Origin of the sequence: Curtobacterium sp. ODYSSEY 48 V2 (assembly GCF_023712625.1) — a bacterium.
GTDB lineage: Bacteria > Actinomycetota > Actinomycetes > Actinomycetales > Microbacteriaceae > Curtobacterium.
The window spans coordinates 35,303-47,802 of the sequence record NZ_JAMAXX010000010.1 but is presented as its reverse complement, the minus strand read 5'-3'; the positions used below and the strand labels follow the sequence as shown (position 1 = coordinate 47,802).

12 protein-coding genes are annotated in these 12,500 nt (G+C 73.4%); 3 read left to right on the top strand and 9 right to left on the bottom strand.

Going from position 1 to position 12,500, the window contains the following annotated elements:
* Window positions 1-12: 12 nt before the first annotated feature.
* Window positions 13-1,164, bottom strand: coding sequence for a PQQ-dependent sugar dehydrogenase (locus M3666_RS14730; protein WP_251155612.1), 1,152 nt, complete (start codon window positions 1,162-1,164; stop codon window positions 13-15).
* Window positions 1,165-1,295: 131 nt separating this feature from the next.
* Here M3666_RS14730 and M3666_RS14725 point away from each other — a divergent pair, with 131 nt between their 5' ends.
* Window positions 1,296-1,961, top strand: coding sequence for an SDR family oxidoreductase (locus tag M3666_RS14725; RefSeq protein WP_251155611.1), 666 nt, complete (start codon window positions 1,296-1,298; stop codon window positions 1,959-1,961).
* Between the two features lie 148 nt (window positions 1,962-2,109).
* Here M3666_RS14725 and M3666_RS14720 read toward each other — a convergent pair whose 3' ends face one another.
* From M3666_RS14720 to M3666_RS14685, 8 genes are all read right to left on the bottom strand, one after another.
* Complete coding sequence (locus M3666_RS14720; protein WP_251155610.1) at window positions 2,110-2,874, bottom strand: SGNH/GDSL hydrolase family protein; 765 nt, start codon at window positions 2,872-2,874, stop codon at window positions 2,110-2,112.
* A gap of 100 nt (window positions 2,875-2,974) precedes the next feature.
* Window positions 2,975-5,755 (bottom strand): FtsX-like permease family protein, encoded by a 2,781-nt coding sequence (locus M3666_RS14715; protein ID WP_251155609.1) that lies wholly within the window; start codon window positions 5,753-5,755, stop codon window positions 2,975-2,977.
* The gene (locus tag M3666_RS14710) at window positions 5,752-6,486 is read right to left on the bottom strand and encodes an ABC transporter ATP-binding protein (RefSeq protein ID WP_251155608.1); all 735 of its coding nucleotides are present in this window, start codon (window positions 6,484-6,486) and stop codon (window positions 5,752-5,754) included. Before M3666_RS14710 ends, M3666_RS14715 begins: the two co-directional genes overlap by 4 nt.
* Window positions 6,483-7,064: a PadR family transcriptional regulator gene (locus tag M3666_RS14705; protein WP_251155607.1), complete on the bottom strand. Its 582-nt coding sequence runs from the start codon at window positions 7,062-7,064 to the stop codon at window positions 6,483-6,485. Before M3666_RS14705 ends, M3666_RS14710 begins: the two co-directional genes overlap by 4 nt.
* A gap of 155 nt (window positions 7,065-7,219) precedes the next feature.
* Entirely contained in the window at window positions 7,220-8,101 is an 882-nt protein-coding gene (locus tag M3666_RS14700; RefSeq protein ID WP_251155606.1) for an aldo/keto reductase, read from the bottom strand.
* Window positions 8,102-8,184: 83 nt separating this feature from the next.
* Entirely contained in the window at window positions 8,185-8,769 is a 585-nt protein-coding gene (locus M3666_RS14695; RefSeq protein ID WP_066657359.1) for a YdeI family protein, read from the bottom strand.
* Between the two features lie 42 nt (window positions 8,770-8,811).
* Complete coding sequence (locus tag M3666_RS14690) at window positions 8,812-9,360, bottom strand: acyl-CoA thioesterase (protein WP_251155605.1); 549 nt, start codon at window positions 9,358-9,360, stop codon at window positions 8,812-8,814.
* 118 nt (window positions 9,361-9,478) lie between these two features.
* On the bottom strand, window positions 9,479-9,712 hold the full coding sequence (locus M3666_RS14685) for a hypothetical protein (RefSeq protein WP_066657355.1): 234 nt from the start codon (window positions 9,710-9,712) through the stop codon (window positions 9,479-9,481).
* Between the two features lie 95 nt (window positions 9,713-9,807).
* Between M3666_RS14685 and M3666_RS14680 the strand changes: the two genes are divergently transcribed.
* Window positions 9,808-10,794, top strand: coding sequence for an aldo/keto reductase (locus M3666_RS14680; RefSeq protein ID WP_251155604.1), 987 nt, complete (start codon window positions 9,808-9,810; stop codon window positions 10,792-10,794).
* 197 nt (window positions 10,795-10,991) lie between these two features.
* A complete protein-coding gene (locus M3666_RS14675; protein WP_251155603.1) occupies window positions 10,992-12,395 on the top strand; it encodes a nucleobase:cation symporter-2 family protein in 1,404 nt (467 codons plus the stop codon).
* Window positions 12,396-12,500: the final 105 nt, after the last annotated feature.

The following is a 12,500-nucleotide window of genomic DNA, read 5'->3' as shown; positions in this document are numbered from 1 at the left end:
GGCGCTCGGTCCTCAGTCCGCCTCGGTGAGCGGCACGGACAGGATCCGGTCGTCGCCGTCGCGTGGGTCGCCGCGGCCGTCGGTGTTGTTCGTCACGAACCAGAGGGTGTCGCCGGGGCCGGGCAGCACCGTGCGGATGCGCCCGTGCTCGCCCTGGAAGTACACCGTCGAGCTCGACGGGTCGGAGACCGGGACGGCGCGGACGGACTCCCCCTTGAGGTTCGCGACGAACGCGGTGTCGCCGATCACGGTCAGCCCGCTCGGCGAGGCCTCGTCCGTCGACCACTGCTGCACCGGGTCGACGAACCCGCGGTCCTCGCCGCCGGTGCCCTCGACCTCGGGCCACCCGTGGTTCGCCCCCGGCTCGATGACGTTGAGCTCGTCCCAGCGGTTCTCCCCGAACTCCGCGGCGAACATCGTGCCGTCCTCGGCCCAACCCATGCCCTGCACGTTCCGGTGCCCGAGCGACCACACGGGCGAACCGTCGAACGGGTTGTCGTCGGGTACCTGGCCGTCCGGGGTCAGCCGCAGGATCTTGCCCGCCAGGGAATCGCGGTCCTGCGCCTCGGACCGCTGCCCCGCGTCGCCGACGCTCGCGTAGAGCATGTCGTCGGGGCCGAACGCGATGCGCCCGCCGTCGTGGAAGGTGTTCGCGGGCAGCCCGTCGATCACCGTCGTCGCCACACCGAGCCGGTACGAGCCGGTGTCCCCGGTCAGGTCGTACCGCTGGATCCGGTTGCCGTCGTCGGCGGTCGAGTAGACGAACAGGTCTCCGTCGTGCAGGGCGAGGCCGAGGAGTCCGCCCTCGCCGCCGTGCCGGACCCCGTCGACGGTCCCGACCTCCCGCGTCGACCCGTCCGCCCGGAGTTCGAGCACGCGCGCCGAGTCCCGCTCGCTGACGAACGCGTCGCCGTCGTCGCCGACGGGGACCACCGACCACGGCGCCTCGAGGCCCGAGACGACGTCCGTGGTCCGGCCGTCCGGCGCCAGCTGGCCGGCAGCGAGGTCGGCGGGCGGGCTCGCGGTGCTGCCCTGCCCGGCGGGGTCGCCCGGACCGGTCGGCGCGCGGTCGTCCGAACAGGCGGTCAGGCCGAGGGCTGCCACGGCGGCCAGCCCGAGGGCGGACCAGGTGCGGCGGCTGCGGCGTGTGCGGGTGGTGTCCACGGTGATCCTCCCGGGTCGTGCCCCGAGTCCACACGGCCCCGTCGGGAAACGGCTGGGGGTTCCCGGCGGAGCCCCTCACCGCTGCGCGGGGCGGCCTACCGTCGGCGCCACACCCACGGAAGGACCACCGCATGACCACCATCGCCATCGTCGGCGCCGGCAAGGGCCTCGGGCTCGCCGTCGCGGACCGCTTCGGCCGCGAGGGCTTCGACGTCGCCCTGATCTCCCGCAACCAGGACCGGCTCGACGCGCTCGCCGCCGAGCTCCGGTCGTCGGGGTACCGCGCGCAGGGCTTCGCCGCGAACGTCCGCGACGGGGACTCGCTCCGCGCCGCGCTCGAGGCCGCCACCGAACAGCTCGGCCCGATCGAGGTGCTGCAGTACAGCCCGCTGCCCGCGAAGGAGTACATGCGCCCGGTGCTCGAGACCACCGCCGAGGACCTGGTCGGCCCGGTCGAGTTCTCGGTCTACGGCTCGGTGAACGCCGTGCGCCAGGTGCTCCCGGGCATGCGGGCGATCGGGACGGGCACGATCCTCTTCGTCAACGGCGGCAGCGCGGTCCGACCCGGCGCCCGGGTGACGGGCACGTCGGTCGCGTTCGCGGGCGAGAGCGCCTACGCGCAGCTCCTCCACGACGCGGTGGCCGACGAGCACGTGCACGTCGGTCAGCTGATCATCCCGTTCGGCATCGACGACGGACAGGACGACCACTCGTCGGCCGCGGTCGCCGAGCGGCTCTGGAGCATCCACACCGAGCGCGGGGACTTCCGCACCTACGCCGAGCCGCTGCCGGAGTGAGCGACGACGGACGGGCGCGGCCCGCTGAGCGGTGACGCGCCAGCGTCACGCGGGCCGCGCCGACCGAGCCTGCGAGGAGGCCCGTGGCGGGATCGCCACGGGCCTCCCGTCCGCCGCACGGTGCGTCGCTGCGCCCGAGCCGGCAGCGTCAGCGCGCGGTGCGCTCGATCGCGTCGGCCATCGCCGCGGCGACCGAACGGTTCGCCTCGGCCGTCGGGTGGATGCCGTCCGGCGTCGTCCCCGCCACGTAGGCCCCGTCGGCCGCCCGGAGCGAGCGGAACGGGTCGACGAACGCCCACCCGTGGGCGTCGGCATCAGCGTGCAGCGCATCGGTCAGGACGATCTGACCCGAGCGACGGTCGGCACCCCACCGGCTCCACGTCCAGTCGGACGGCGGACCGGCGACGACGAGGACCCGCGCCGCACCGACCTTGCGGACGATCGCGTCCACACCGGCGATCGTCCGGTCGAGCGGGACGGCCTGGTTGACGTCGTTCGTGCCGACCTCGACCACGAGCACGCGCGCCTGCGGGACCGGACCGATCTCCGCGAGGACCTGGTCGGCACGGTACCCGCTGTGCGCGTAGCCGCCGACGGCGCGCAGCCGGTCGTCGGACTCCAGCTGGTGCAGCCACGAGTCGGGTCGGGCGGTGATCGAGTCGCCGGCGTACGCGAACGGCACGGCGTCCGGCAGCGCGGGGGTGCTGAGCGCTCCGGAGACCACCTGGTCCGGCGTGCTCGGACGAGCGAGGTCCGTGGTGCCGCGTTCGACGCGGGTGTCGGCTGCTGCGGCGACGGGGCGGTCCTCGGCGCTCGCCGTGTGGGGTGCGGCGACGACGAAGACGCCGGCCCCGACGAGGCAGACTGCGGAGACGATGCTCGCGACGACGGCGAGACGGGTGGTGCGGGTCACGGGTACAGGTATCCTCCGGATCGCCCGCCGGGACCAGGCCCCAGACCTGGGGAACGCGCAGCGTCGCTGAGGGTCCTCGCGGCCGTTCTCAGGTTCGGGCTCACGGGGCACGGCGCACCACCGGGCGGGAGCTGCGTCCGGCGGTCGCCCAGGTGCCCGCCGTCACGACGAGCGGGAGGCCGAGGGCGAGCAGCGCCAGCACCGGCCAGTCCGCCACGAACGGCAGGTGCGTGGTCCCCGTCGGGCCGCCGTCGAACCGCAGGGTGAGCGCCCGGATCGGCAGCAACCCGAGCAGCGTGCCGACGACCGCGCCGACCGTGGTGAGGATCGCCGCCTGCCACGCCGACACGCGGCGCCGCAGGACCGGTTCCGCCCCGATCGCGTCGAGCACCTCGTCGTCCCGGCGTCCGTCGGAGCGGGCGAGCCCGACCGCGACGGCGGTGGCACCGATCGTGACGGCGGCGGCCAGTGCGAGGACGAGGGCCTGCACGGCGGCCTGGTCGTCGACCGGACCGCGCTCGTAGGCGAAGCCCGGACCACCCCACCGTTCCCGGTCAGCGCCGCCACCGCTCTGCCACGCGGACGACAGCGCGTCGTACTGCGCCGGGGTCAGGTCCTGCGGCAGGTGCATCGCGAGCAGGCCGTCGACCAGCGGGACCCCGTGGGCCGCTGCCGTGTCCCGGGTCATGAAGACCCCGACCTTGATCCGTGGCGTCTGCACGTCGACGACGGCCGGGATCGTCGTCGAGGCATCGGGGCGGGTGTCCTCGAGCTGCGCGGTGTCGTCGATCGTGCGGTTCCGGAAGGTGTCGATGCGGACCGCTCCGTCGCGGACGTACTCGGGCCAGAGCGACACGGCCTCGCCGTCCTCGAGCGCCCGTCGGACCTCGGGGGACGGACGGTGCCCGGTGAGCAGGGCGTAGTCGTCGACCGTCCCCGCCGCGATGTGCGGCTCGCCGCTCCCGACGCTCTGCAGGAACTCGGCGCAACCGGTCGTGTCGTACGTCTGGCAGTCCCGCTGCACGAAGTCGTGCGGCGTGGTGATCGTGGTCGGATCCTTCCCCGGATCCTCGCGGTTCACGGCGAGCACGTGCAGCCGGACGCCGTCCAACGCTCCGGAGAGCACGTGCGCGGCCCGGTCGGTGACCGCGGCGTCGTACCCGTCGCTGTACTCGTCGCGGTCGGTCAGCGAGACGTTCGCGGTCGCGACCCCGACGGCGGTCGTGTACTCGTACCCCCGGACGAAGCGGGCGTGCTCCGAGGCGCTCCACGTGATCACGACCGAGGCGACGAACACGACGCTCATCACGCTCGCGAGCACCGGGACCGTGCGGACCGGGTTGCGTCGAGCGTCCCGCGCGGCGATCCGGGCGGACAGACCGAGGCGCGCCGAGAGCCGTGCGACGCCGGCCAGGACCCACGGCGACGCGAGGGCCACACCGAGCTGCACCAGGCACGGCCCGAGCGCGACCCCGACGCCGGCGAGCACGGCCCACCGGTCCTGCTGCACGGGTCGGTCGTTGAGCAGGAGCACGCCGACGCCGCACGCTAGTGTCATCGCCGTCCCGCTGACGACCAGCACGGGGACCCAGGTCCGCCGCCGCCGTTCCGCCCGGGGACGGGGTGCAGCGGGGCGCAGGGACCCGCGGAGGGCCGCGAGGACGTCGATCCTGGTCGCTGCACGTGCCGCGACCAGGGCCGCCACGAGCCCGGCGACGACGGCGACCGCCGCGATCGTGACGAGGGCGAGTGCCGGCACGTGCAGCCCCGGCCAGGTCCCGACGTTGCCGTCGTCGAGCAGGTGGAACGCCAGCACACCGATCCCGGTGCCCAGGGCCGTCCCGAGCACGGCGCCGACGAGACCGAGCACCAGCCCGGAGCCGGCGACGACCGCCCGCACGAAGCCGCGCTCACCGCCGAGGCTCGTGACGATCGCGTACGTGCGGGTGTCCGCCCGGGTGCCGACCAGGAACGCGGCACCGGCGAGCAGTGCGACCTCGAAGGCGGCGAACACCCCGATCAGCGCCAGGGCACCGAGGTACGCGTTCACGGTCATCTCGGTCGGGACGCCCTCGAGTCGGTCCGCCGGCGGGTCGAGCACGACCGGACGGGACTCGACGACGATCCCGTGCGCGTTGAGCGCGCGGATCTCCGACCACGTCGGGGCGACCTCGGGCAGGAACACGGTCGTGTCCGACCCACCCCGCTGCACGGAGTACGGGAGCTCGGCCGGCAGGGACCCGGGCGGCAGGAACACCCCCTGGGCACCCGGGCCTGAGGCGGCGTCGCGCATGGTGCCCGTGACGGTGAACCGCTCGCGGACCGGATCGGTCACCGTCAGTGTGTCGCCGACGGACAGGTGGAGGCGCTCGAGCGTCGCGGGGGTCACCATCGCCTGGTCGGGGGAGGTCGGTGCACGGCCGGACAGCACGTGCCAGTGTCCGTCGAGGTCGGGCGACCACGTCGCTCCCTCGTCCGCGGAGACGGCGACGGGCACCCCCGGGCCGGCGACGACGACCTGCGTGGTCCGGACCGGGATCGCCTCGGCTCCCGCCGGCACGTGGTCGAGCAGGTCGGCCCAGGGGGAGTCCTCGTCCGCCCTCGTCACCGGGCTGTCCCGCGCCGAGTCGGTCAGCTGCCACTGCAGGGGGTCCTGCCGCATCCCGGGCAGGTCCGGGCCGGACAGGCGCATCTGGGCGGCTGCGTGGCCGAGGTCGTACCGGAGTTGCTCCTGCACGGTGGGCAGTGTGGACTGGATGACCACGGCCGCCGCCGCGAACCCCGCGGTGGGGATGCCGATGAGCGACACGATCAGCACCGCGCGGCCGGTCTTCGCGAAGGCCAGGCGGCGACCGAGTCGGAGCGCCGGCCAGAGCCTCACGAGGCTGCTCGGCCGACGAGCGACTCGACGCCGGCGTAGACCGTCTCGTCGACGACCCGACCGTCGCGCAGGAAGACGACCCGGTCCGCCCAGGCGGCGTGCCGTGCGTCGTGCGTCACGAGCAGGGCACCCGCTCCGTTGTCGACGTGCCGGCGGAGCATCCGGAGCACCACCTCGCCGGTCTGCGAGTCGAGCGCACCGGTCGGCTCGTCCGCCAGCACCAGTCGCCGGTCACCGACGACGCCACGGGCGATGGCGACGCGTTGCTGCTGCCCGCCGGACAGGTCGTCGGGGAAGGCGTCGGCGCGGTCACCGAGCTCGACGTTCTCGAGCGCGAGTTCGGCCGCGCGGCGGGCCTTGCTCGCCTTCCACCCGTCGAGCTCGAGCGGGAGGGCGACGTTCTCGACCGCCGTGAGGGACGGGATGAGGTTGAAGTCCTGGAACACGAACCCCACGAGGCGCCGGCGCAGCGCCGCGAGCTCCCGCGCCGGGCGGTCGGAGACCCACTCGCCGCCGATGCGCACCTCGCCGCTGGTGGGCGGCAGCAGCGTTCCGGCACACGCGAGGAGGGTCGACTTGCCGGACCCGGAGGTCCCCATCACGGCGACCATCTCTCCTCGTCGGATCGTCAGGTCGACACCCGCCAGTGCGGTTACGGACCTTTCACCGGAGCCGTACTGGACGCTGACGGCATCCAGGGCGAGGAGCGCCTCGGTGTCGGCGGCGCTCATCGGACGCCCTCGTGGGCCGTGTCGGCGATGGACTCGACCGGTGCCTTCGGTACATGTGCCGCCGACGGCATGTACCGCGCGACGGAGCTCTCCACGTGGTCGAGCCACCGGACCTCGGCCTCGGCCTGGAAGACCATCGACTCGAGGACGAGGGACCACGCCAGGTCCTCCGACGGGTCGGCGGAGCGCTTCAACCGCGTCAGGTCCTGCAGTGCGCGCATCGCCGAGGCGCGCTGCACCTGCACCAGTCGAGGGACGTCGATGCCGGGGACCGTGACGGCGAGCGCGAACTTGATCGCGAGCTCGTCGCGACCGCGCTTCGCGGGTACCGGCTCGCTGAACCAGCGTGCGACCTCGTCGCGGCCCGCGTCGGTCGCCGTGTAGACGACGTGTCCGTCGTCGTCGGCGTCGCCGCGGGCCACGAGTCCGTCCCGTTCGAGACGGTCGAGCGTCGTGTAGACCTGGCCGATGTTGAGCGGCCAGCTCCCCCCGGTGCGGTGCTCGAACTCCCCCCGGAGCTGGTACCCGTACCCGGGTCCTCCCACCAGCAGCGCGAGTACGCCCATCTTGACGCTCATCGTGACTCCCCCGTCTCGGTCCGTCTCGGACATACCGAGTATGCACATACCGGGTAGCCCCCGACAAGCCCGGACGGGTCACGAAGTGGTCACGAGACGTGACGGGAGGCCCGTGGCGGTGTCGCCACGGGCCTCCCGTCCGGTGCCTGGTGGGGTCACTCCCCCAGCTTCGACAGCTCAGCGAACTCCTCGTCCGTGAGCTCGATCGTCGCGCCCTGCATGTTGTCCTCGAGGTGGTCGACGCTCGAGGTGCCCGGGATCGGCAGCATCACGGGCGAGCGCTTCAGCAGCCACGCGAGCGCGAGCTGTGCCGGCGTGGCGCCCTTGCGCTGCGCGATCTCGGTGAGCGGCGAGTCCTCGCCGGTCAGCCCACCGGTCGCGAGCGGGAACCACGGGATGAAGCCGATGCCCTGCTCCTCGGACCAGTCGAGGAGCTCCTCGGCGTCGCGCTTCTGCAGGTTGTAGAGGTTCTGGACGGTGACGATCTCGGCGTGCTCCTGCGCGGCCTTCACGTCGTCGACGGAGACCTCGGACAGGCCGATGTGGCGGATCTTGCCCTCGTCCTGCAGCTTCTTCAGCTCGCCGATCTGGTCCTCGAGCGGGACCTTCGGGTCGATGCGGTGCAGCTGGAACAGGTCGATGCGCTCGAGGCCGAGGCGGCGGAGGCTCATCTCGGCCTCCTGGCGGAGGTACTCCGGGCGGCCGACCGGCGGCCACTCGTTCGGGCCGGTGCGGGTCAGGCCGGCCTTGGTCGCGATGACGATGTCGTCGCCGTAGGGGTGCAGGGCTTCACGGAGCAGCTCCTCGGCGACGTACGGGCCGTAGGAGTCGGCCGTGTCGAAGAAGTCGACGCCGAGGTCGACCGCGCGCTTGAGGACACGGACGGCCTCGTCGTGGTCCTTCGGCGGCCCCCAGACGCCCGGGCCGGTGAGCTGCATGGTGCCGTAGCCCAGGCGGTGGACCTCGAGGTCACCGCCGATGCGGAACGTGCCCGAGGCGGCGGCAGGACGGTTCGTGGTGTCGGTACCAGTGGTCATGACCCCGGTCTACGCCCGTGGAGTGACCCGTTGCTGGATCGGTGTCCCCCTGGCGCGTGCGACGGGCAGCGCGGGGGCCCTGGTCAACGACCCGGGCGTGGGTACGGCGTCTCGCCGGTCGCGAGCCCGGCGACGAGCTTCGCGATCCGGTTCGCCCGTGCGGAGACGCTCGGTGCCGTGACGACCCGGTGCAGCACGGCGTACCGGTTCGTCGCGTCGAGCTCGGCGAACAGCGCGGCCGCAGCGGGTGCGGCGTCGAGCGCGGCCCGCAGATCGTCGGGCACGGTGGCGGTCGCCGCTCCGGCGTAGGCGCGGTCCCACCGTCCGTCGCCCTTCGCGCGGTCGACCTCGGCGCGACCGCGTGGGCGCATGCGGCCGGCGTCCTCGAGTGCCGCGACGAGCCCGATGTTGCGCTGGGACCAGAGCGACGCCCGGCGGCGCGGGGTGAAGCGCTGCCGGAAGGTCGCCGTGTCCCGGCCGCGCTTCTGCCCGTCGATCCACCCCGAGCACAGGGCCTCGTCGAGCGCCTGGTCGTACGTCAGCGACGTCGGCTCCGTCGTGCCCTTCTTGGCGAGCACCAGCCAGACGCCGTCGGGATCGTCCTCGTGCTCGTCGAGCCAGGCACGCCAGGCGGCTGCGTCGGGGAGCACCAGGTCGTCGTCGTCCACGCCGTCATCGTAGGACGGGCACCGCGGCCGCGGGCGGACCGGTCAGCGAACGCCGCCGCCGCTGCTGATCCGCACGGCGTCGGCCCACTCGTGCACCCAGCCGGGCAGCGTGAGGTCCCGCGCCGCGCCGCCCGCCGCGGCCACCACGTCCTCGGGCGTCACCTGGCCGCCCTCGCGCCGCAGGAACCGTGCCTGGACGACCGCCCGAGCGACGACCGCGCCCTGCCGGACGAAGGTCTGCTCCATGTACACGGCGCGCTCGTCGACGCCGAGCACCCGGGTGTGCAGGGTGAACCGTTCCCCGAGCGTCAGGGAGCGCTTGTACGTGATCGTCTGCGCAGCGACGACGGCGTACCAGCCGCGGCGGGCGGACTCCTGCCAGAAGCCGGACCCGTACAGCAGGTCGTAGCGGCCGAGGTCCATCAGCGTCAGGTACCGGCCGTTGTTCACGTGCCGCAGCGTGTCCAGGTCCGTCGGCAGCACGCGGAAGGGCGTGTGGGCCTCGTCCCACAGCGAGGGGCGCCGCCCCGGTCGCAGGGCGGCCAGCCGGAGGCGCAGGCCGAGGAGGAAGAGCCGGAGGTACAGGTTCACGGGTCGATCACACCAGTGCCGGGCTGTGCGTCCGATCCCGTTGGAGGAACCGCACGAGCGCGTCCGGTGTCGAGTGCAACACCGTGCAGCGGAACCTGCAACCGCCCGGTCGGGCAGATCAGCCGAGCGGGCCGCCCCCGGCGCCGCTGATCCCCGGGTGCGCCGACTTCGCCACGCCTTCGATGATCGCGTGCTCCCCCGATGCCTCGGACATCGCGCGCTCCCCGACGCGCGGGTCGACGGGCTCCAGGTGCGCCAGGGCCTTCCGACGCCGGGCGTTCTGCACCTCGAGCACGACGAGCAGGGCGGCGACGACCACCACGAGGCCGATGACGATCCAGACCACGGTCATGACGTTCCCCTTCCGTCGCGGACACTGTCCGTGCCCTCAGCGTAGCTGTGCCGGTACCTCCCTGACGAGGTGCCGGCAGGAGTAGACCTGCACCCATGCAGACACGCAAGCTCGCAGACCTCGAGGTCGGCTCCGTCGGCCTCGGCACCATGGGCATGAGCGCCTTCTACACGGGCGCCGGCACCGACGACGACGAGTCGATCCGCACGATCCACCGCGCGATCGACCTCGGCGTCACGCTCTTCGACACCGCCGAGGCCTACGGCCCGTACACGAACGAGGAGCTCCTCCGTCGTGCCCTCGGCGACCGCCGCGACCAGGTCGTGATCGCCACCAAGTTCGGCCTCTACCGGCACGAGGCCGGCGAGCAGACCCCCACGCAGCAGCGCGGCATCTCCAGCGCACCCGAGTCCGTCCGCGAGGCGCTCGAGGGCTCGCTCCGCCGCCTCGGCACCGACCACATCGACCTCTACTACCAGCACCGCGTCGACCCGGCCGTCCCGATCGAGGACGTGGTCGGACAGCTCGCCGGCTTCGTGCAGGAGGGCAAGATCCGCCACATCGGGCTCTCCGAGGCGAGCGCCGCCACGATCCGCAGGGCGCACGCCGTGCACCCGATCACCGCGCTCCAGAGCGAGTACTCGCTGTGGACGCGCGACCCGGAGGGCGACGTGCTCGACACCCTCCGCGAGCTCGGCATCGGCCTGGTGCCGTACTCGCCCCTCGGCCGCGGCTTCCTGACCGGCGCGATCACGAAGCCGTCCGACCTGGACGAGGACGACTTCCGCCGCCAGAACCCCCGCTTCGCAGAGCAGGCGTTCACCGAGAACATGCGGATCGTCGACGCCGTCACGGCGATCGCCGACGAGGTCGGCGCGAAGCCCGGTCAGGTGGCGCTCGCCTGGCTGCTCGCGCAGGGCGACGACGTCGTGCCGATCCCCGGCACCAAGCGGGTCTCACGGCTCGAGGAGAACGTGGGCGCCGCCGACGTGACGCTCTCCGCCGACCAGCTCGCGCGCCTGTCGGCGCTGCCCGTACCGACCGGGGACCGGTACCCCGACATGTCGTCCATCGGTCGCTGACGCGACCAGGAGACGGACGGGAGGCGCGGTGTCGGCCGACACCGCGCCTCCCGTCCGTCTCGGTGTCGGCGGTCACTCCGGAACGCGCGTTCCGGGGCCGCGGTGCGTGACGCGCGCGACCCGAGCTCGTCACGGGGCGGAAACAGGGGCTCCCTAGCGTCGAGGTGACACGTGACCGGCACCGCGACGGGGGCACCATGACCAGCACGACACCACCACGCACGACCACCGGACCGGACGGGGTGGACACGGTCCCGCCGCTCGGTCGGCTCCTGCCGCTGGGCCTGCAGCACGTCCTGGCGATGTACGCCGGGGCGGTCGCCGTCCCGCTCATCGTCGGTGGGGCGCTCGGGTTCGACCGGGCCGACCTGGCCTTCCTGATCAGCGCCGACCTGTTCGTCGCCGGGCTGGCGACGATCGTGCAGTCCGTCGGCTTCTGGCGCTTCGGGGTCCGCCTGCCGCTCGTGCAGGGCGTGACCTTCGCCGCAGTCGGTCCGATGATCGCGATCGGCAGTGCGCACGGCATCACCGCGGTCTACGGGGCGACGATCGCCTGCGGGGTGTTCATGGTGCTCGTGGCGCCGTGGTTCTCGCAGCTCGTGCGGCTGTTCCCGCCGATCGTCACCGGCACCGTGATCCTGATCATCGGCGTCTCGCTCACGAGCGTCGCCGCCGGGTGGATCACCGACGGTGGGGAGGACGGCGCTGCCGATCCGCTCGACGTGGCCTTCGCGGCCGGCGTGCTGCTGGCCGTCGTGCTCGTCGAGCGCTTCGCGCCGCGCGGGCTCGCGCGGGTCTCGGTGCTGTTCGGGCTCGTCCTCGGCACCGTCGCGGCGCTGTTCGTCCCCGGCATGGTCGACGGGTCGGGGATCGGCGACGCCGCCTGGTTCGCCGTCGTCACGCCGTTCCACTTCGGGCTGCCGACGTTCGACCTCGCGTCGATCGTGTCGATGCTCGTCGTCGGGCTCGTCATCATGACCGAGACCACGGGCGACATGGTGGCCGTCGGCGAGGTCGTCGACCGTCCGGTGTCGCGCCGCACGCTGGCCGACGGACTGCGGGCCGACGGCCTCGGTACCGTGCTCGGCGGGGTCTTCAACACGTTCCCGTACACGGCGTTCGCGCAGAACGTCGGGCTGGTGGCCCTGACCGGGGTGCGCTCGCGGTACGTGGCGACGGCCGCCGGCGGCATGCTCGTCGTGCTCGGGCTCGTGCCGAAGGTCGCAGCGGTCGTCGAGGCGGTGCCGCACGCGGTGCTCGGCGGTGCCGGGGTCGCCCTGTTCGGCATGGTCGCGGCGAGCGGCATCCGGACGCTCTCCAAGGTGCGGTTCGACAACCGGAACGTGCTCGTCGTGGCGCTGCCGCTCGCGATCGCGCTGCTGCCGACCGTCGCGCCGGAGATCTACGGGGCGTTCCCGACGTGGTTCACGCTCGTGTTCGACTCGGGCATCTCGGCCGGAGCGATCGCCGCGATCCTGCTCAACCTGCTGCTCGGGTCGCGCGGGCTGCGGGAGCGCTACGGCGCCGACCCCACCGTGGGGTCGTACGACGCGGTGCGCTCGACGGCGCCGGTCGCGACGGTCGGCGGCGGCCGGTCCTGACGCGGCGCGCGCCGCGCGGGCGTGCCGCGCCGGGCGCGCCGCCGCCGCGCGCCGCCGCCGCGCCGCGCCGCCGCGGCTCCAGCGAGACTCGGCTCCGCGGACACG